Genomic DNA, 20,961 nt, shown 5'->3' with positions numbered 1-20,961 from the left:
ATTAGTTATTTCAGCGTTATTTTCCTAATTCGGTTTAAAGCAGCTATTTTACCCATTCAAACTTTTCCCGTGCAAAGTGTGCTCACGTTAACCAACATCAGTAAGATGTATGGCAAAATCCAGGCTTTAAACAATGTGTCTTTTAGTATACCGCCTGGTAGCGTCTTTGGTATTCTTGGTCCTAATGGAAGTGGCAAAACCACGATGCTTGGTATCGTTATGGATGTGCTTAAGCCCACCTCGGGATCATATTCTTTTTTTGGACAGCCGGCAACCGCTGAACTCCGGAAAAACATGGGTACCCTGCTTGAAACGCCGAACTTCTATCATTACCTGTCAGGTGAAAGAAACCTGATCATTGCAGCAGAAATCAAGGGTAAAGGCAAAGACGATATTGATAACGTACTCAGGAGGGTTAACCTGTTTGAGCGAAAAGACAGCCGTTTCAGCACCTACTCACTTGGAATGAAGCAGAGACTGGCGATTGCGTCGGCTTTGCTAGGCAACCCAAATGTGCTGGTGTTGGATGAGCCGACAAACGGCCTTGATCCGGTAGGTATTGCAGAAATCCGCGACCTGATCCGGGCGCTTTCGGCAGAAGGTAAAACAATCATAATGGCAAGCCACCTCTTAGACGAAGTGGAAAAGGTTTGTACCCATGTGGCCATTTTAAAAAAAGGAAACTTGCTGGTAGACGGTGCGGTAGACGAGGTGCTTGTAAACGAAGATATTGTTGAAGTTGGCGCGATGAACCTGCCCCAGTTAATAACTGTGTTGCAAGGCATGAATGGTTATACAAATATGAAGAACAATGGCAAGCTTGTACAATTGTTTTATGCTGCAACTACGGCACCACTTGAAAGCATCAACCGGCATTGTTTCAACCAGGGTGTGGTATTAAATCATCTGCAGCTTAAAAAGAAAAGCCTCGAAGCTAAATTTTTTGAACTCACCAACTAATCCGCGCAAGTATGTTGCAACTTCTGAAAATAGAGTGGCTTAAAGTAAAAAATTACAGGACTTTCTGGGTGCTTTCTATCCTGTACCTGGTGAGCATCTTTGGCTCAAATTACATCGCATGGCTTGTTTGGGACTCGCGCCCAAAAAAGAACTCCGACGTAAACATGCTGGTTGGTAACCCTTTTAAGTTCCCCGATGTATGGCACGTTGTAAGCTATACCAGTAGCTTCCTTATGTTTATGCTCGGACTGTTGATGATCATTTCGGTTACCAACGAATACAGTTATAAGACCCACCGGCAAAATATCATTGATGGGTGGAGCCGTCGCCAGTTTGTAGGCGTCAAAGTACTTCTTACGTTCATCATTTCAATTGCCGCTACTATAGCTGTTATCCTTACAGCGCTTGCTTTTGGTTTGTTTGAGGACGCGTCATTATTCTCGTTTGAGAAATTTGAGTTTATCGGCTATTTCTTTATCCAGGCACTCAGCTATTCTGCCGCAGCGCTGTTGTTTAGCTTGCTTTTCAAACGCTCGGGTATCAGTATCGGGGTTTACTTTCTTTATACGCTAATTCTTGAAAATATGCTGGCTGGTTTTTTAAACCGGTATTTCGATAATGTCGGCCGGTATTTGCCGCTAGAGTCAACCGACAACCTCATCAGGATACCAGTCTTTAAAATGATCATCAACCAGTTTACCGCATCCTACAACACCACGCTCTTACTTACCATGGCATTGATTTATCTCGCCCTGTACATCTTCCTCAGCATGCGAAAGTTTGAAACCGACGATCTATAACCGAAGGTGGATTTAAACCGATGATATAGTTATTTTATAAGCCATAGAACAAACTACCACCGCAGCAGGCGCTTACCCTTAGCTTGCTAATCCAGGGGAATGCCTTTGGCGAGATTACCCAACGGGGTAGCCAATCCATCGAGGCTCTCCAGGTTTTTTTCGTTAACATACTGCCTTAAGCCGCTCTCCCCTTTCGCTTCTGCCCAGTCGAAGTGAATGTCGCGGTCGCCGACAAATTCATACAGCGGAACACCATAGCCGCAAGAGGTCTGGACTAGGGTTATATCAGCAACGATAATCTGCCTTGTGCTGGGATAAATGGTAAAGTGCGGTGCATAGGTGTCCCAATCAGGTGAACCCGGTAGTACAGTAAAGCCTTTACCATAAAGGCGGAGGATATTTGGTGCACCCGCGAAAGCACAAAACATTATCGTTATACGCCCATTCTCCATAACATGGGCCGATGTTTCATTTCCGCTGCTGATCAGATCCATGTAGGCAATGCGATTGTCGGACAACACGCGGAAGCAATCAAGACCCTTTGGCGACAGATTTACGTGCCCATTGCCGTCGAGCGGCGCAGCTGCTACAAAAAATATGTGCTGCTTTTTAATGAAATCCCGGTGGGCGGGTTTTATTAGCTCGTGAAACTTACCCATAACTGTTGTTTATACCGGCTGAAATTAATAAAGCGCCGGTAATTCCTGCTACCTTTTTGACCAGGCGCTGCTTACCCTTTTAAAATTGGTGTAGAAGGTTTTGTCCGGAGTGTGTATGGCAATTGCTGTCCTGAACCAGCGGAACGTTATCGTCGTTAGCGAGTCACAATAACGTTTTTTTAGTTTAAAAACCGCATTCAACCATCTTGCAAATCTTTAACTTTATGGCTACACTTATTAGGACTAATACCAAAGGCCATGAAATATGTAGTTGTGCTTATCTGTTTATTTATTGGTCAATTATCATATGCCCAGGATGTCATCCCTGAGGAATCCACTTATCATTCACTGAATCCCGAAAAAAGTATAAAAACAAAGAAATGGTCATTCAATACTTTCCAGGGCTTTAGCGCAGGCTTCTCACGCGGCTTCAGTACCTATTCGGCTCCAATGGGTGTACAGCTAAGCAGGGCACTCAATAACAATGTGTTTGCTTTTGGTGCGGTAAGTATTGCGCCTACTTATATGAACTTCAATCGTTCATTTCTTACAACAGACTTCAGCAAGGGCGGTAATAATAACTTCTTTCGTACAGGGAACCTTGGCGTTAACCCACGTGCAGAACTGGGATTGGGTTATACCAATGATGCAAGAACGTTTAGCATTTCGGGGAGTATCGGCATCGAACAAAGCTCGTATGGTTACCCGTTTGGCGGGTTTTTGCCTTACCAGGTTATTCAGCCGGTAAAAGGCTTTGGATCGCCCTTTTAGGTTTGGGAAACATTTCGTTGGTCTAAGTAAGTAGTGGTAAACCGGGGGTTAAGATGTTAACCGCGCTGAGTACTGCTTAGGGGTACAAGTTAGTGACACCCGTCCGAACCGTTAGCCGGATGAATTCATTCTGGTGGGAGTTCATCCGGGCAGGCAACGATGTTAATAGCATTCCAAATACTTGTCCCCAGGAAAATTTAAACCTAGACCAGTTCACCTCCGCATGCTAAGTGTGATTTAGCCGTAATTTGGTCGAGACCAAATCTAAAAGCAAAGAGAAAATTACTTAAGTAAAGCTGTTGTAAAGTTTACAATGCATCGAGTGCTGCATCGATGGATGGGTATAAGAAATGAAAGCCTGCTACTCTTATTTTTTCGGCACTTACTGTTGCACTTTTTAGCACCTCCACACTCATCCCTCCAAGCAACATCCGAAGCGCAAAACCGGGCACGTGTAAAGGCACAAAAAACTTTCCGCGAATCTTATTGGCCAACTTGAAAGTGAGTTCCTTATTGGTAACCGGCATTGGGGCCACCGCATTGAATACGCCACTGATGTTGGTTTCCATTGCATAAAGGTACATCCGGCACATGTCTTCCATATGTATCCAACTGATAACCTGCTTGCCACTACCAAGGAAACCGGCAATTCCAAATTGGATTGGCTTTTTAAATTCGGCGTATGCGCCGCCTTCGTTGCTAAGCACAATACCCGTTCTCAGTTTAACCAGCCTTTTCCCGAGCTTTTCAACGGGATTTATACTTTCTTCCCATAGCCGGCATGTCTCCCCAAGGAAGTCGGTGTCGGCGGGAGTTTCTTCGTTGAATGGTTTGTTGGTGAATTTATGCCGTTCATCGGTACCATACCAGCCAATTGCCGATGCACTTAGTACAGTCGTGATTTTGTTGGGAATCTCGGTAAGCGCCTTTACCAGCAGGGCCGAGCTTTTGGTACGGCTTTCAACGATTTCTTTTTTCCTCGACGAGGTCCATCGCTTATTAGCAACGCCTGCACCGGCAAGATGAACAAGTACATCTGCCTGCGAAATTGCTTCGCGGTCGATAATGCCTGCATTGATATCCCATGCTGCAAACCGGACATTGTTTTCGGCAGGGCGCTTAGCGCTCCTGCTTAAGATAATAACCTCGTGACCTTTTGCCACGAGCATTTTTGTGAGTGCAGCACCAATCAATCCCGTTCCACCCGTTATAAGTATGCAAGACATAAGCTGTTATTAAAAACCAAACTGGTGTTATTGCGGGAAAACCTTTTCTATCCGTACCAGTTTGCCGGTTTCATTCACACCCTCTAACACAACCCTGAACTTTTTTGTTGCATCATTATTGTAAAATTCGATTTTAATCGAAGGCCTTGTCGCGTCCATAAAAATGTAAGGGCTCCAGTACAATGTTGAACGGTAATCTGCAACCACATCAGTAGAAGCTGTTCGCGTTGAATAGTCGGGTGAATAAAACTCTTTTGCAGTAGTATAACCTACCAACTGTGATTTGTTCAGGCCTTTTCCGGGTTCATACTTGATGTCGCTGCCTTTGCGGGTGTACACCGCTATTGCTCCACCTGCTCCACCACCCATTGCGCCGAAGAAGGGAGGTCTGAAAACCTTTACATAAGCAATGTCAGCCGGGCTTAAACTAAGTAGCTGATCGGGCTGCGCCTGCATTTCGTCGAGAAAAACGCTGGTACCACTACCCCGCCATTGCAGGCTGACGTTCCCTCCGCTATTGTTGATTACCAGCCCGGGCACCCTACCCTGCAGGTAAGTAAAAATGTCCATCGACATATTCTCCGACATATCAAACGTGATCGCATCTCCCTTAAACAATCCTGACGCATATTTCGCATCCAATTCTTCGAGGCGGGTTTTCACCCTTGCTTTTACGGTTACTCCCTGCAAAACATTGCCCGAAGCCGTCCATGAACTGCCGAATTTAGAAATTTGTTGGGCCAGGAATTTTGAACGGTTCATGAGTATACTATCCTTGTCGGAAACAAAATAGAATGGGAGTGCGTTGGCGTGAACCATTGCCGGTCCTTTATACAACCCGTTGTCGAACTTCACCGCTGCATTCCGGTCGAGCCTTTTGTCTTTATTGAACTGGTAGATGACGTTTATGGTATCGAAGTAAAGCTGCCCGGGAAGCGAAAAAACGTCGGCTCCGGTTTTCGGCAGCTGCAGCACCTGGGTGGTTGAGTCCTGGTTTCTTACAATAGCAATTATCTGTTCATCACGACTCAAAGGGTTCAGGCTGGTGATCCCAAATACTTTGGCTGTAAGTGCTAAAGGTGGATCGGTGGGGAACTTGAGTTTGGGTCTTCGATTGCTTACCATGTCGGCCCAGTTGTACTTTCTCCATCCATGTGTAAGCAAAACAAGATTTAGGTGGTTCGACACACTGTCTGATAAATTGGAAAAATAATAGGCAGGGTTGTTCACATAGCCCTTGATATCGCCGGTTAAAAGAAGTCGTGAGATGATATTGTCATCCGCCAGTTTGTTATTGATTTCGGCGTCGGTGATCGCGATAGACAGGTTAGAAAGCGTGGTATCGGCAGTTTGTATTTCAAAGGCGTTTTTTGCACGGATGGCAGTATTTACCTCCAACGCTTTAACATCTACGTTGAACCTGTAATTGTTATTGTTCACCATAATGATCCGCTCTGCAATAGGCTGCCAGTTCTCTGTAAATACCGTTACGAGCAAAACGCCGGCAGGCAATTCGCCCACAGGAATACTGCCGCTGTTTACCATGGTATTGATCAAGGGCACCCTGGCTTTATATACCAACTCCTGTCCCAGGTGTGCCTCAACGTTAAGTGTCTGGTAGTTCTGCGGCGCAGCTTCCGATCGCTTAACGATGAATATTTTTTTATTCCCTGCTGTTGACATCGTTAAAACCACGCCTTGCGGTTTTGCCTCGGGTAAGGGTGTGGTTTGCTGAATACCATTGGGATCCTTCCAGGTTGCCTTATAAACCTGTCCAGCCTTCGGGGTAAATGTAACCACTCCCATACCGTCGTGTACCGATTTAAACGACTCAACAGTTTCACCGGCTGCATTTATGATCGTGCCACTTACACTTACAGGGTTTCCAAAGTTGTCGTTTGCCTTAAATGCCATTGCCGACTCCAGTTCATTCACCAGGTCGCCACCCTCTGGAAAAAAGTGAAGGTTGTAAGTTGTTTGGGCTTGCGCCGGAGTTTTGGCGGGCAATGCTCCGGCCTTGCCTATGATGTCGAGGTTTTTTTGATATAAGAAAGCAGTGTCGAAGTTCAGCATCATCGTAGTATAAGCCCTAAAGGTTAAATGACCTGCACCGAAATTCTCGGGAATGTCAAAATCCCCTGCAGCTGCCGATTGGAACACCGGATAAGTTTTGCGTTGCAGTACATTTCCACCAGGGTCGATGAGTTCAGCAAAAAAGTTTTTGCTGGTGAGCGATGGCTGGTAACCTGCAAACACATAAGCCTTAAACCATATGGTTTCGCCCGCGCGATAAACACCTTTATCAAATTGAACATGAATCTTTTCGTGGGGTATCTCGTCTGCATATACCCGCATCATCGAGTCCGGACTCTGCGCATACATTGTTGAATACAGTAAACAGGTTAATACAACTAAACAAAAGCGGGGCATAGGGAAAAATATATGAGATAAAAATAGGTAATCAATATCGCTAACACCTGTTGTGTTTGTTAATGGTTCTAATTTGTTTGGGGTGCAACGGTTGCACAAGCTGCCAGCTTACCACCACGTTAGCTCACGAAAGCCTTGCACGTGAAGCACCGGGCAATGATCTTCCATGCGTGGTTTGATTCGCGTAGGATGGCTGAATGCTGTCGCAAGGATATCGTTCTAATTCGAATGGCTTCTCCTGCTTTACAACCATTGCAGCGCATAGCGCATCATTCCGCCAAAAATGGATTATGCTTTTTTTCCCAACCAATTGTGGTGGAGGGCCCGTGCCCGGGATAAACAATCACGTCGTCGGGCAAGGTAAAAAGTTTCGTGCGTATGCTGTTCATCAACTGTTCGTAACTACCGAATGGAAGGTCGGTTCTGCCGACACTTTCCCGGAACAAGACATCTCCACCAATTACAAAGCCTTGTTCTTCGCAATAAAAGCAAATACTTCCCGGTGAGTGGCCAGGTGTCAGCATCACCTTTAAGCTGTCTGTTCCAAGGTTTACGACATCACCTTCGTTTAAGAAGTGCAGCTTTCCTTCGTAATTGTTAAACGGCAAACCCCATTTATCGCCAGAGGTGGGTGCATATGCCAGCAACTGCTCCTCTAACGGGTGCAGGAATAGTTCAAGATCATAGGTTTCGGCAACCCATTTATTTCCAAAAACATGATCAAGGTGGCAGTGTGTATTCACGAGTTGTACAGCCGTTAAACCTTTGTCGGTAAGGTGTTGTTTCAACCTGTTTTTCTCCTGGATTGAATAACAACCCGGATCAAAAATTATCGCCTCATTTTGGTCGTTCGAAACGATGTAAGTGTTTTCCTGAACAGGGCTAAAAGTGAAGAAGCTGACCGTCAACATAAGGTTATTTTTAACTGTCGATTACAATTCTTTTATCCTAATTTTAAAAATTTAAAGACCGGATATGCAATTTACTAGTAACAGCAACAGATTAGCTGCTTTTTTAGTTCTTTGTGTTTTTTCTGCTACGGCACTTGCGCAGGTGAACACAGTGGAATTTGGGAAAAACAGGATCCAACATAAAAAATTCACCTGGAAATTTTATCAATCTCAAAACTTCAATTCATACTTCAACCAGGGCGGTCTCGAACTCGGAAAGTTTGTTGCACAGGTAGCAGAACAAGAGTTGGAAAGCATTGAATCTTCAATTGAATATTCGGTTCAGCGACGCATAAATATTATCGTTTACAACAACTATAACGATATGCGAAGCTCGAACATCGGCCTCGGTAAAGACTGGATGAATGCGGGAGGACTTACCAAACTGGTAAACAACAAAATGGTTGTTTACTTCAACGGTAACCATGCAAATCTTCGTTTACAGATACGGCAGGGCATAGCAAAGGTGCTGCTCGATAACCAACTGTTCGGAGATGACATAGGTGAGTTCGCCAGCAACCAGGCATTACTTGATCTCCCCCAATGGCTAACCGATGGTTATGTAAGTTATGTTGCGCAAACATGGAGCACCGAAAAGGATGATGAGCTCAAAAGTGCAATGCTTAGCGGCAACTACAACAACTTTTACCAGTTTGCATTTGAGAAGCCTATTCTTGCTGGTCATGCTTTCTGGTATTACATCAGTGAACGCTACAAGAAAGAAAACGTAGCCTACTTCCTTTATCTGTCCCGCATTTATAAGAACCTCAACTCCGCTTCACAACGTATCACCAAGATGAAGTTTAAGGCGCTGCTTGCGGAGTTTATGCAAAACCAGCAAGACAAGTATTACAAAGACATTCGTCAACGGCGTAACGTACCCAGGGGAACCATCTCTGTTTCTGAAGAGATCCGCAAGTCTGATTTCTTCCGCTTCAATGCCAATCCAAACCCACGCAACAACTCTTATGTAGTGGTGGAGTACAAGAAAGGGATCTACAGCGTTAAGCTTAACGAGAACTACGAAACCGTAAAGGTGTTGTTGAAGAGTGGCGTAAGAACCAATCAAAACGACATCAACCCAAACTATCCTATAATGGCCTGGGATGGCAAGGGCACAAGGGTAACGGTGATCTACTGGGAAAATGGTAAAATCAAGATGTTTGTTTACGATGCTATTGCCCGCTATTTCCGCGACCGGCAGGTGATTGAAGGTGTTGACCAGGTACTCGATGTTCAATACATGCTCGATGCAAATACGTTGTTGCTTAGTGCCGTGAAAAACGGACATAGCGACATCTACACGTTCAAAATAGATAACCAGAAGCTCGAGCAGTTGACCAACGATGTTTATGATGACCTGAATCCTTCGTTTGTTTCCTTTCCGAATAAATCAGGTATTATCTTCTCTTCCAACCGTCCATCGCCCGAGGCGGTGAGTGCGGATACGGTATTGCCAAGCAAAAACCGTTTCAACATATTTTTGCTCGACTACCTTACCAAACAACAGATCACTCAACTGTCGAACCTTAAGTATGGTAATGGCAGTTATCCATCTCAATATAATGTTAACCACTTCACCTTTGTAACCGACGAAAATGGTATCGGCAACAGGTGGGCGGGATTCTTTACCACACAACGCGAAGGCCTGGATACCTTGTTCTTTATCGGTGATGAAATTCTTAGAAATCCTTCCGATAAGGAGCTGGACTCGACCATGGTTGCTTGGCAAAAAAATGAGCCGGATAGTATTTCAACTTTCCAGGTTACCAAAGACTCTACTTATACATTTCCACTTACCAACTATCAAAGCAGCCTGCTCGAAACCCGGGTTGCAGGTGATCGTGGGCAGGTAAGCGAGGTCCTGCGCCAGGGCGATCTTAAGTTTCTCTACAAACTTCGGGTCGACTCACTTGCACTCCGCCGGCGTAACGTAAACGCACGCCCTACCGAGTACATGAAGAAAATGATCGCGGAAGAAAAGGCAAGGGCAGGCAAAGCCACAACCTACCAGCGTACGGATGTTGATACCGTTCGCAAGCGGGATGTATTCCTCAACGAGTTCCAGGACGAAAACTGGGACAGTGCTGCAGCAGCAATAACCGCTGCTCAAACAGAGGAACAACAGACCATACTGTCTCAATCAAAATTGTATAACTACAAGCTTAAATTCAGTACCGATAACATTGTTAGCGGGGTTTCCAATAATATTCTCATCAACCGCTACCAGCCCTACCAGGGGGGTTCAGGACCAATACAACTTGGTAATGGATCAAACCTCAACTTCACGTTTCGTGCAACCATCAGCGACCTGATGGAAGATATTAAGTTCACCGGCGGCTTCCGGTTAGGTACCAACCTGAGGGATAATGACTACTTGCTTAACTTCTGGAACCTGCGCAAGCGATTGGATTGGGGGATTACCTATTACAAAACCAGTGATCGTAATATCCAGATACTCGAAAACTTCAATAACCCGAATTCATACTTCAACGGGCAATTAAACACCAGCCTTTACCAGGGGCATGTATCTTACCCGTTCAACGAAGTAAAGAGCCTTCGTGCAACCTTGGGTTATCGTAAAGATCGCTACATATTTAAGCTCAAAAATGACCAGCCCGATCCTGGGGCCCTCGAACTTCCAGACCAGCTGGTGCAATATGCGCTTGGTCGTATTGAATATGTACATGATAACACGATCAATCCAACCCAAAACATTTGGAACGGTTTGCGGTGGAAAGCATTTATGGACATCAACATGCCGGTTCGCGATAAAGTTAATGGTGGCAAATACACCTACAATTTTGGCTTTGATGCGCGCTATTATGTACCCATATACCGCAACTTCATTTGGGCAGTTCGTGGCGCTGCTGATGTCAGCTGGGGTACCCAAAAGATCATCTACTATCTTGGTGGTGTTGATGGATGGTTGCGCCCACGCTTCAACTCAGCTAACAAGCCTGCCCAGGATCAGTCGTATGCATTCCAGTCCCTGGCAGTAAATCTGCGTGGTTTTAACCAGAACGTTGCCAATGGCAACAACGCTTTTGTAATCAACAGTGAATTCAGGTTGCCGGTATTTTCTACGTTGCTGAATAAACCCATCAACAACGCATTGCTGCGTAACTTCCAGCTGATCCAGTTCTTTGATCTTGGTTCAGCATGGAACGGTCAGTACAACAGTATCGAACGGCCGAATGTGGTGTATCCCGGCGACGCTACCAACCCGGTTAGCGTTAAAGTAAAAGCAGGTGGTATCGGGCCTTTCGCGGGGGGTTATGGTTTTGGTGCAAGAAGCACGCTGTTGGGTTACTTTGTTAAATTCGACCTTGCATGGGAAATGAATGGTGTGTTCAAGGGCAAACCATTAGCGTATTTCGCACTTGGCTTAGACTTCTAAGATATTCATACAAATGAAGAAGAACCGCCCTCAAAAGCGGTTCTTTTTTTTGTAGCCAACAGTTGAACTTTGGGAGACATTAGTTGCGACGCTCCGTTCAAAGTTTGTATTTCATGGCATCAAGGCCACTTTCATGATACCCAACCCGGTTATCATTATGGCCCTGCACTACGCAGATGAAGCGCTTTCCTCTTTCATTTTCCACGCTAATCCCTGATCGATGCACCTTGTGTTTGTGCCTGGAACGTTAACTCCGTTTCTCGTAAAAAGGAAATATCAATCCAGTGCACGGATCATTTTTTCCAATGCATCAAGGTGTGTTTTAAATGCCTTTTCCCCGTCTTTCGTTATTGTGTAGGTGGTATTTGTTTTGCGCCCGATAAATCCTTTATGCACCTTCACATAATCATTTTCTTCAAGGGTCTTCAAGTGGCTGGCGAGATTCCCATCCGTAACCTGAATCAACTCTTTGAGTTCATTAAAATTTACTTCTGCATTCACCATCAGCGCACTCATTATACCGAGGCGGATGCGGCTATCAAAAGTTTTATTTAAGTGCTCTATAGGATTCTTCATTTCATTGATGGTCTAAACCATAGTTAAAGGCCGGCGGTAGAAACACTATACAGGTGTTTTACCACGACTGTGCAACTCCCCGTCAGCCATGACCTGTAAACCAGGTCGGCAATTGCCTGTAATTGTGCTCCGGAGTAATTCCAAATCAGTCTGCACGTTCGTATCTCCACCACATCAGTGCGCCATAAATGATGTGCAATACACCAAACCCAGCTGCCCAAAAATGAAGGCCATATTCAACGAACCAGCAGCTAATCACACCCAGCAATAATTCACCATAACCGAGATACCTGATTTCCTCCAGCGAGTATTTGCTTGCATTTACCAATGCAAGTCCATAAAATATAAGGCAGGCAGGCGCAATCATGCCAACCGCCCCGCTCTGCACCAGGTGAATTATGAAAATGCCACCGGCCAGCATGGGAATACTAACATTAAACATAAGCCTGCGTGCGGTGCTTCCCCATATCGCAAGCCCTGCCCGCTTGCTTCGTATATAAGTAAATACAAAAGCCAGTACAAAGGCAGCGATGAACGTGGCGGCAGCGATCAGAAATAACCGGTTAAACAGTAGAGCACTTCCATCTGCAAATCTACTTACCCCGGCCTCGTCATACATGCGACCATTGGCCGGTGAATAGTAATCAGCATTCAAGGTCTCGTTTGCAAACCAGGCACCAATTAAGGCACAGATACCCGCTGAAACCCCACTTAGTCCGCTCAAACTTATGAAACGGCTGCTTCGCTCCATCATCTTTTTGATGTCTTTGAGATCGTTAAGGTGTTGCAGTGCGTCCGGCATAAAAGTACTTTGAAATTCAAAGGAATAGATAGTTTGCCACTCTTCCAAATTCTTTTGCACCGGGGAACGCAGGTGCTGGTAGAAGCTTGAACAGCTATGTTGTATCTTGCATTTGTTATTCTCCTATGCGACCTAAAATTCCTTTCCTTCTTCTTGCAGCGATGCTGTTCTTTATACCTGGTAGTCTGTTCAGCCAGAGGAAAACTATTGCAGGCAGCGTAAGGGATCAGCAGAGTGATGAGCCCATTCCTTTTGCTTCCGTACAGTTGAAAAACGCCACGGCCGGTTCGTTAACCGATTCATTGGGAAAATTTGTATTTAGCTATAGTTCAACGGGTGGCGATACCCTGTTGGTAACTTCAGTTGGGTACAATCCATTGGCCGTCGTTTTACCAAAATACCAGGACTCAACTTCTATTGAAATCAAACTAGCCGTTGCACAGGTTGGCAAAGAAGCTGTAGTAAAGGTCAAGTTCAATCGTGCACTCTGGCTTTGGAACCGCATTATCAAAAACAAGTACAAGTTTGATCCGGCGCAGTTTGAAAACTTTTCGTACGAGATCTACAATAAGCTCGAACTAGATCTCATTAATGTAGACCAGGAAAAACTTGCCGGTAAACGATTGTTGAAGCCTTTTAATTTTATTCTTCAAAACATCGATACGACTGAAGGAAAGCCGTTTTTACCGGTTTTTCTTACTGAAACCCTGTCTGACTTCTATGTACAACACAATCCACGGCGCACAAGGGAGATCATCAAAGCAAGCAAAACCAACGGTATCGAAAATGAAAGTGTCACCAAATTTCTTGGCGGCACCTACCAAAATGTAAACATTTACCTTAACTACATCCCTGTTCTCGACAAACAATTTGTGAGTCCATTTCACGAGCGTGGCGACAATTATTATAATTTCAAATTACTCGATACCCAATACCTCAATAACAAAAGACTGGTACACCTCCGGTTTACACCGAAGAGCAAAGGTGGAAATACGTTTGAAGGTGACTGTTGGGTAGTAGATAGTTCTTATGCTATTCAAAAGATTACGCTTCGCCCCTCTGTAGAAGCAAACATCAACTTTGTAGAAAAACTAACACTCATCCAGGAGTTTCGGCTTGTTAACGACACCACCTGGTTTTTGAGTAAAGACAGATTTGTAGTGGACATCTCTCCTATGGGGAAATCGCGTGGCGGATTTAAGGGACGCAAAACGGCGACCTACCGGAACGTTGCCCTGAACCAGGAAAGTATCGCGGCAATACTTAAAGAAAATAAGAAGCCTGAACAGGTTGATGTACTACCCGATGCGGAGATACATACAGACAGCTTCTGGGTGCAGAGCCGCCATGAAAAGCTCAACAAAAACGAGTCGGACGTTTATAAAATGATCGATACCATCCAAAGTATTCCGGCGTTCAAAAAGTACAACGATGCAATCACCTTTCTCGGAACGGGTTATAAAAACATTGGTAATTATCGTATTGGACCATGGTATAACTGGGTGAGTGGAAACCTGCAGGAAGGCACCCGTGTAAGGTTCGACCTCGCGACCAACTATAAATTTAACCAAAAGCTATTTCTGCATGGCTACCTGGCCTATGGCTTTGGTGATAAAAAGTTCAAAGGCAAAGCAGAAATTTTTGTGCTTCCAAAAAAACATCCGAGGTTCTACCTGTACGCCTCTTACAGTAAGGATAGAGACTTTGCGCAAAACTACTATGACGAAGTAAGTACAGACAACATCTTTTCGCTTGCCATCCGGAAAAGCGGGGTACCGGTAAAATACCTGAGCCTCGAAGAAAAGCGGTTTGAAGCCTTTAAAGAGACCAATTTCGGTTTGTCATTTCTGCTGGAGGTAACGCATAAACAATATGATCCTCTCATGAACCTGCCCGGAAAACTCCTGTTCTCCAACAACATTCCCGGCGATCCATTACGCAATTTCGAGACTGCCATTCGATTTCGATTTGCATACATGGAGAAGTTCATAGAAAACAGCTTCTATCGCACTAGCCTGGGCTCTGAGCTGCCTGTGGTTGAATTGCGGGTAAACAAAGGTTGGGCAGGGGTAATGCGAAGCAGTTACAATTACCATAAAGTAAGCGGAAGCATTAGCGACTACCTGAAGATTCCACCTTTTGGATCTTTTTATTACAACCTGTTTGGTGGAAGGGTATTTGGAACCGTGCCCTATCCGTTCCTCGAAATTCACCCGGGCAATGAAATTTACTATTACAATAAGTATGCATTCAACATGATGAACCGTTTTGAGTACATCAGCGATCGATATGCAGGTTTTAATGTGGAACACAACATTGGCAACGGTTTATTTAAATACATTCCAATAACACGTAAGCTTAAGTTCCGCCAGTTCTGGAGTGCAAAAGGACTTATAGGAGGACTTAGCACTGCAAACAGGAATTTGAATTTTGTAGGCAACCAGTCTTTCGCAACACTTAACGACAAAGTGTACCTGGAAGTTGGGACCGGTGTCGACAACATTCTAAAAGTTCTCCGCCTCGATTTCATCTGGCGGGTACTACCACAACCACTTCCGAAAGAACAAAACAAAAGATTTGGTGTGTTCGCAAGCTTCAAAGTAGGCTTCTGATTGCTACTGTTCAGGCAACAATATAGGTTGGGGTCTATAACTTCAATTATTACCCCGAGAGTAAAGCAACTGCCTTGCATACATGTCTATCCGAAGCGACCCTGGTGGTAACTCCCGGTTGTGTTTAGCTATGGTTTACGTAAGTCGAATAGCGAACAGAGCGTACAAGTGAGTGACACTCCCGTCCGAACCGGTTCATCCGGGCGGGCCTCCGACTGGCGCAGCCGAGCCGGCAACGATGTTGAAAATGGATCCTCGTGCTCGTCCAAAAAAAATTACGCGAAATCCCGATTATACTGCACGGCATTTCGTGTCACCAGTTTTCTCCCCGCTGATGAAACTAATCACCGGCTGATAAACATGCCAGGATGATCTCGCATGCTTCCACAATCTCGTTTTCACTTATGGTGAGTGGTGGGGCTATTCGCAGGCAATTTGGTGCAAATAGAAACCAGTCTGTTATAAGGCCTTTGGCTATACATGCATCAATGACCCTTTTGCAAGTGCTAAAGCTATCGAACTCAACCGCCATCCATAACCCTGCAGCGCGAACATCCAGTATTTGATGGTGCTTCAGCAGCCGGAGGAAAAGTTCGGTTTTCGCTTCAACTTGTTTATAAAGTGACTCACGAGTCAACACCTCGAAAGCCGCCAGTCCACCCGCACAGGAAACCGGGTGCCCGCCAAAGGTGGTAATGTGCCCAAGCACGGGGCTAACGGTAAAGCTATCCATGATCTGCTTATCGGCGACAAAGGCACCAAGGGGCATTCCCCCGCCCAATGCTTTTCCAAGCAACAGTATGTCTGGCACTACCCCATATTGTTCAAATGCCCACAGCGTTCCGGTTCTGCCGAAGCCGGTCTGTATTTCATCAAGAATGAACAATGTACCGGTAGCTTTGCAGCGCTGTTCTATTTTCGCGATCCACTCGCCGGCAGGTTTAATAATCCCCTTCTCTGCCTGTACCGTTTCCATGATAACGCAAGCCGTTTGTTCGTCGATTGCTGCGAGTACTTCGTTACTGTTGTAATTGTAGTGGTAAACATCGGGTAATAGCGGCCGGTATGCTTGTCGCCAGAATTCATCGCCGATAATGCTCAGTGCGCCTTGTGTGCTGCCATGATAGCTGTGGTTAAAGGCGATGATTTTAGACCTGCCGGTATACCGTTTCGCCAGCTTCATTGCTCCTTCTGTTGCTTCAGCCCCACTATTGGTGAAGTACACGCTGTTTAATGTGGGTGGTAGCTGCTGCGTAAGCGCCGCGGCATACCGCACTTGCGGTGCCTGTACAAACTCGCCATAAACCAAGAGGTGCATATACTCACTTGCCTGGCCTTGAACAGCAGCAACTACTTCAGGATGGCAGTGGCCTACATTACAAACACTGATCCCGGCAATCAGGTCAATAAACCTTTTACCGTTCACATCCCACATCTCCACCCCGGCGGCTTTCACGATCTCAAGACAAAGGGGCTCAGTGGAGGTTTGACCGACATGTTGAAGAAATATCTGGCGATTGGTCATTATAAACTTTACTAATTACAAAAAAGAAGCCCTGCAATTTAATTCATAATCGGGCTTTGTTTCGGGATCAAATCTGCAATACATTAACTTGAAAACCTAAACAGCTTAACAAACAACTTAAACAATACTTATGGCCTACATTTTTCCTGTACATGGGGTATCACCTGTTTTTGGAAACGATTGTTTTGTTGCACCAAATGCAACCATTGTTGGCAGCGTTACTATGGGTGATGGCTGCAGCATCTGGTTTAACGCGGTATTACGCGGCGACGTGAATTATATAAAGATGGGCAACCGCGTAAACGTTCAGGATGGCGCCGTTATCCACTGTACCTACCTCAAACATGCAACACATATCGGCGAAAATGTGTCTATAGGTCATAATGCCATTGTGCACGGCTGCACCATTCACGACAATGTACTCGTTGGCATGGGTGCGATCGTAATGGACCGTTGCGTGGTAAACAGCAATTCCATTATTGCAGCCGGAGCCGTTGTTCTTGAAGGAACCATCGTAGAGCCCGGAAGTATCTATGCAGGTGTTCCGGCAAAAAAAGTGAAAGACATTTCAGAAGAGTTGATCAGCGGGCAGATTAACAGAATAGCCGGCAACTATACCAGGTACGCATCGTGGTTCGACGATTTTAATTCCATAAAGAAATAATCGTTATAAAAGCAACGTTATATATCACCCGGTCGTAAATACTTACCATAAGGTGATTTGTTGTCGGCAAGGGTAACCGGAGCCCGCTGTTCCGGGTAATTGAAAATCTTTTATGAAAGCATTCACAGGTATTGTCATCATTCTTGCATGCATGTGCGCGCAGTCATGCAATGTTCGAAAAGGTTGCCCCGGTAACGGCCGCAATGTGGGTGCTGAACGATTGCTAAACCCTGATAAGCAAACTGCGAAAGATTTAAAGAAAGCAAAAAAATTCAAAGGCTAACGACCACTATTGCCATAAAGAAAATGTCATGAGCTATCAATTAACCAAGTCATCCGGCGTTGTAGAAGCCGTTATAGATGACAATTGCGGGATGAAGAAGTTTTACAGTATTGCAAACCTGCTGTCAACTGAACTGAGGGTAAAGTTTACTGCTAAATCAGACGAGTTTCACTCTACTGACTGGACCTTTTTATATAAGGGACATCCACTGAAGTTGCATTATAATATATACAATGGGGTTTCAATTTCACCGGATAACAGCAGGGCAAATGCAGTTGTTAAAGAATTGGCAACAATACTGGAGAAAAAATACTTTTAAGCTTAATAGTTTTTGTCCGTCATTGTGTCGAGTATGGTAACATAACTTACATACCTGTCTTCATGAATAACACCATCACTTACGGCTTCCTTAACAGCACATCCGGGTTCATTTATGTGCATACAATTGTTAAACTGGCAATCGTTTAACTTGTTTCGCATTTCAGGAAAATAATGCGACAACTCCTGCTTTGAGATATCAACAAGCCCAAACTCCCTCACACCTGGTGTATCTATAACTTGGCCCGTTCCCGGAAGGTCAAACATCTCGGCAAACGTAGTTGTATGCATGCCCTTTCCGCTCCATTCACTTACTTCCTTGGTTCTAAGATTCAGTTCGGGAAACAATGCATTAATCAGGGTTGATTTTCCGACCCCGCTATGGCCGCTTAGCAGCGATACTTTGTCTTGCAAAAGGCCTTTAATCTCGCTAACTCCCCTACCATCCTGAACACTGGTGAGCACCACCCGGTAACCGGCTTCTTCATAGATCTGTTTTACTTCGTCGAACTTCTCCAATTCTTTTTTCCGGTACAGATCGGCCTTATTAAAGATAATCACAGCCGGTATATGGTAAGCTTCCGCAGAAATCAGGAAACGATCGATAAACCCCTGTGACGTCTTCGGGTCCCGAAGGGTGGCAAACAAAAGGGTTTGGTCGAGATTTGAAGCTACAATGTGATGTTGATTCTTGTTATGAGGTGAGACCCGGGCAATGTAATTTTTCCGATCGTAAATGCGGGAAATGATCGCATTTTCCTGGCCGTCGGTTTCCTGTTCCATTTCAACATAATCTCCAACCGCGATAGGGTTTGTAGAGGTTATCCCATCAAGCTTAAGCACTCCTTTAATCCTGGCGTTGAATACCTTTCCGCCAGGAATTTTTGCGAAGTACCAGCTCCCGGTAGATTTATAAATAAGCGCCTTCATATTCTGCTAAGATACGATTATGAAGCCTCATCAATTACTGGTGAATAGGACGGGGGTTCAGGTGCTAAGGAAGGAATTATTCCTCCTAAGGAAACTTCTTGAAAATAGTGTACCGCAACACAAACTCAAGCAACAGCAATCCAAGTGCAATCAGTACCCAGGGCAGGTACTCTTCTGTATACCTGTTATACGTGGTTATTTTCACCTTTGATTTTTCCAGCTTATTAATGCTTGCATATATACGCTCGAGCGCAGCACGGTCAGTAGCCTGGAAATACTGACCCCCGGTTTGAAGTGCAATGTTTTTGAGCAGCCCTTCATTAAATTCAAGCTTCTTCTTGTTATTCATTCTGCCGAAGGGCGTTTCAACCTGCTCATCCACCGTTTTTTCGGAGCCAACACCAATAGCATAAATCTTAATACCATACAGTTTTGCCATCTCCATTGCAATATCCGGCGGGATCATCCCCCCAAAATCAACACCGTCTGTGAGCAGGATAATGATCTTACTTTTTGTTTTTGCATCTTTGAGCCTGTCGATACTGGTTGCAAGACCCGAACCGATTGAGGTACCATCTTCTTCAAGGTAGCCGCTTTGGATAACATCAATTTGCGACTGAACGGCTTTCTTATCTGTCGTAATGGGGCAAAGCGTAAAACTTTTACCACTGAAAATTACGATACCAATGCGGTCGCCGGTTCTGTTGTCAACAAATGTGCGCGCAACATCTTTCGAGGCCTCAAGCCGGTTCGGCAGGAAGTCCTTTTCCGTCATACTTCCGCTGATGTCGAAACACAATACAATGTCGATGCCTTCGCCTTCAGTACTTTGTTCGTTAAACTGGTGCCGGGGCCTTGCAAGGGCAATGATAATAAAACCAAGCGCCAGCATCCGAAGTACAAATGGTGTATGGATCAGCCAGGTGCGATAACTCCTGACCGAAGTAATGAAATGCGTTGTTGTAATCAGCATTGATGCCTGCCGCTTCGTATTGTTCCGGTAGTACCAAAACACCATGATCGGGATCCAAAGCAGTAAACTAAGGACCCAGGGGTATAAAAATGTGATATCACGTAACCAGCTACTCAGCACTATACAGGTTTATATTTTGCATTTGGATTTGGGGCAAATTGTTTTTGTTGCTCTACCACTTCACGGAGCATATGTTTCACCGTGGTAATAGATTGTTCGTTGTCGGTTGCCGGCGGAATGTATTTGGCAAACTTAACCGTATCAGCTAAACGCAAAACCTGGAAGAACGAGGTTTTCGTATCGTGCCCAACACGCAAGGGTTGAAGCTGAACCATCCATTCATCGGTTGTTTGCTGTAAAGAGGGTTGCAACAATTGCAGGTGAAAAAACTGCCTGCTGATCTGTGTTAGCTGGTCATAATGGGCCCTGGATTCTTTGCCGGCAAGGTTCTGTCTTTGAAGCTTATCCAATTCCGAAATGGCCCATTCGTAGGGCGACATATCTGTTGGCCCGATAACCGGCTTAGCTAATGCAACCTTCTTGCGTGACTTTGACAAACGATATATCGCGAACAAGGAGAGGATTGTAATTGCGGCAATCAAGCCAATGATCAACGGATTATTTTTTTCCTCTACGGCGATAATCTCTTTGATCTCGTGGTAATCCTTAAGCTCCGAAACATCTACAGGCAACACCTGGATACTTAGCGGTTTGGTCGTTTGGGTTATTACCGAATTGTTCACCCGGTCTTTTACCACCACCGTCAACCCGGGAATTTCCCACTGACCGCTATCAAATGATGTAATTGTAATTCTTTGTTGAAGGCTATAGATGCCATCAACCTGGATCGTGTCAATATTGGGCCTTTCAACTACCTCAAGGTGATTTATGGTATCAGGGAGTTGAAACCAGGTTTGAACAACGCGGCTATTGGGGTTGAACTCAGATACTTTTAACTTCAGCACAATCTGTTCACCAATAAATATCCGGTCCCGGTCTACTTCTGCAGATATCGTTTGTGCAAATGATGAAAAGCTGATCAACAAAAGCATCCATCCCAATCCTATGTTATAGACCTTGCT

The 20,961-nt window shown here is 45.0% G+C and carries 17 protein-coding genes; 7 read left to right on the top strand and 10 right to left on the bottom strand.

Annotated features, from left to right (window positions below; translation table 11 throughout):
• Nucleotides 1-69 precede the first annotated feature (69 nt).
• Together EXU57_RS17950 and EXU57_RS17945 are read left to right on the top strand one after the other, a co-directional pair.
• A complete protein-coding gene (locus EXU57_RS17950) occupies nt 70-960 on the top strand; it encodes an ABC transporter ATP-binding protein (protein WP_165958197.1) in 891 nt (296 codons plus the stop codon).
• 11 nt (nt 961-971) lie between these two features.
• Entirely contained in the window at nt 972-1,760 is a 789-nt protein-coding gene (locus EXU57_RS17945) for an ABC transporter permease (RefSeq protein WP_133269622.1), read from the top strand.
• 86 nt (nt 1,761-1,846) lie between these two features.
• On the opposite strand, the gene EXU57_RS17940 is transcribed toward EXU57_RS17945, so the two are convergent.
• A complete protein-coding gene (locus EXU57_RS17940) occupies nt 1,847-2,419 on the bottom strand; it encodes a pyridoxamine 5'-phosphate oxidase family protein (protein WP_133269621.1) in 573 nt (190 codons plus the stop codon).
• A gap of 258 nt (nt 2,420-2,677) precedes the next feature.
• Here EXU57_RS17940 and EXU57_RS17935 point away from each other — a divergent pair, with 258 nt between their 5' ends.
• The gene (locus tag EXU57_RS17935) at nt 2,678-3,190 is read left to right on the top strand and encodes a hypothetical protein (RefSeq protein WP_133269620.1); all 513 of its coding nucleotides are present in this window, start codon (nt 2,678-2,680) and stop codon (nt 3,188-3,190) included.
• 308 nt (nt 3,191-3,498) lie between these two features.
• On the opposite strand, the gene EXU57_RS17930 is transcribed toward EXU57_RS17935, so the two are convergent.
• The 3 genes from EXU57_RS17930 to EXU57_RS17920 all read right to left on the bottom strand — a co-directional run bounded on the left by EXU57_RS17930 (nt 3,499) and on the right by EXU57_RS17920 (nt 7,757).
• Nucleotides 3,499-4,416, bottom strand: a complete 918-nt coding sequence (locus tag EXU57_RS17930; RefSeq protein ID WP_133269619.1) for a TIGR01777 family oxidoreductase — start codon at nt 4,414-4,416, stop codon at nt 3,499-3,501.
• Between the two features lie 27 nt (nt 4,417-4,443).
• The gene (locus tag EXU57_RS17925; protein WP_133269618.1) at nt 4,444-6,846 is read right to left on the bottom strand and encodes an MG2 domain-containing protein; all 2,403 of its coding nucleotides are present in this window, start codon (nt 6,844-6,846) and stop codon (nt 4,444-4,446) included.
• A 269-nt stretch (nt 6,847-7,115) separates the two neighbouring features.
• The gene (locus EXU57_RS17920; RefSeq protein ID WP_133269617.1) at nt 7,116-7,757 is read right to left on the bottom strand and encodes an MBL fold metallo-hydrolase; all 642 of its coding nucleotides are present in this window, start codon (nt 7,755-7,757) and stop codon (nt 7,116-7,118) included.
• A 64-nt stretch (nt 7,758-7,821) separates the two neighbouring features.
• Between EXU57_RS17920 and EXU57_RS17915 the strand changes: the two genes are divergently transcribed.
• Nucleotides 7,822-11,196: a hypothetical protein gene (locus EXU57_RS17915; protein ID WP_133269616.1), complete on the top strand. Its 3,375-nt coding sequence runs from the start codon at nt 7,822-7,824 to the stop codon at nt 11,194-11,196.
• Between the two features lie 276 nt (nt 11,197-11,472).
• Here EXU57_RS17915 and EXU57_RS17910 read toward each other — a convergent pair whose 3' ends face one another.
• Entirely contained in the window at nt 11,473-11,772 is a 300-nt protein-coding gene (locus EXU57_RS17910; RefSeq protein WP_133269615.1) for a winged helix-turn-helix domain-containing protein, read from the bottom strand.
• 145 nt (nt 11,773-11,917) lie between these two features.
• Nucleotides 11,918-12,574 carry a hypothetical protein gene (locus tag EXU57_RS17905; RefSeq protein WP_133269614.1) on the bottom strand — a complete coding sequence of 219 codons (657 nt, stop codon included), beginning with the start codon at nt 12,572-12,574 and terminating at the stop codon, nt 11,918-11,920.
• Nucleotides 12,575-12,699: 125 nt separating this feature from the next.
• Here EXU57_RS17905 and EXU57_RS17900 point away from each other — a divergent pair, with 125 nt between their 5' ends.
• Nucleotides 12,700-15,186 carry a DUF5686 family protein gene (locus EXU57_RS17900; protein ID WP_133269613.1) on the top strand — a complete coding sequence of 829 codons (2,487 nt, stop codon included), beginning with the start codon at nt 12,700-12,702 and terminating at the stop codon, nt 15,184-15,186.
• Between the two features lie 340 nt (nt 15,187-15,526).
• Here the strand turns inward: EXU57_RS17900 and EXU57_RS17895 are convergent, their stop codons facing one another.
• The gene (locus EXU57_RS17895) at nt 15,527-16,711 is read right to left on the bottom strand and encodes an aspartate aminotransferase family protein (protein ID WP_133269612.1); all 1,185 of its coding nucleotides are present in this window, start codon (nt 16,709-16,711) and stop codon (nt 15,527-15,529) included.
• 130 nt (nt 16,712-16,841) lie between these two features.
• Between EXU57_RS17895 and EXU57_RS17890 the strand changes: the two genes are divergently transcribed.
• Both EXU57_RS17890 and EXU57_RS17885 read left to right on the top strand, forming a co-directional pair.
• Nucleotides 16,842-17,375: a gamma carbonic anhydrase family protein gene (locus tag EXU57_RS17890; protein ID WP_133269611.1), complete on the top strand. Its 534-nt coding sequence runs from the start codon at nt 16,842-16,844 to the stop codon at nt 17,373-17,375.
• Between the two features lie 311 nt (nt 17,376-17,686).
• Nucleotides 17,687-17,977, top strand: coding sequence for a hypothetical protein (locus EXU57_RS17885; protein ID WP_133269610.1), 291 nt, complete (start codon nt 17,687-17,689; stop codon nt 17,975-17,977).
• Nucleotides 17,978-17,979: 2 nt separating this feature from the next.
• Here EXU57_RS17885 and rsgA read toward each other — a convergent pair whose 3' ends face one another.
• From rsgA to EXU57_RS17870, 3 genes are all read right to left on the bottom strand, one after another.
• The gene (gene rsgA, locus EXU57_RS17880; protein WP_133269609.1) at nt 17,980-18,906 is read right to left on the bottom strand and encodes a ribosome small subunit-dependent GTPase A; all 927 of its coding nucleotides are present in this window, start codon (nt 18,904-18,906) and stop codon (nt 17,980-17,982) included.
• 85 nt (nt 18,907-18,991) lie between these two features.
• Nucleotides 18,992-19,999 carry a vWA domain-containing protein gene (locus EXU57_RS17875; protein ID WP_133269608.1) on the bottom strand — a complete coding sequence of 336 codons (1,008 nt, stop codon included), beginning with the start codon at nt 19,997-19,999 and terminating at the stop codon, nt 18,992-18,994.
• Complete coding sequence (locus tag EXU57_RS17870; RefSeq protein WP_165958196.1) at nt 19,999-20,931, bottom strand: protein BatD; 933 nt, start codon at nt 20,929-20,931, stop codon at nt 19,999-20,001. The genes EXU57_RS17875 and EXU57_RS17870 overlap by 1 nt, the downstream gene beginning before the upstream one ends.
• Nucleotides 20,932-20,961 lie beyond the last annotated feature (30 nt).

It is taken from the genome of Segetibacter sp. 3557_3, from assembly GCF_004354985.1.
Classification (GTDB): domain Bacteria; phylum Bacteroidota; class Bacteroidia; order Chitinophagales; family Chitinophagaceae; genus Segetibacter.
Note: the sequence above shows the minus strand (reverse complement) of the source record. Positions and strands in the feature narration are given on the sequence as shown.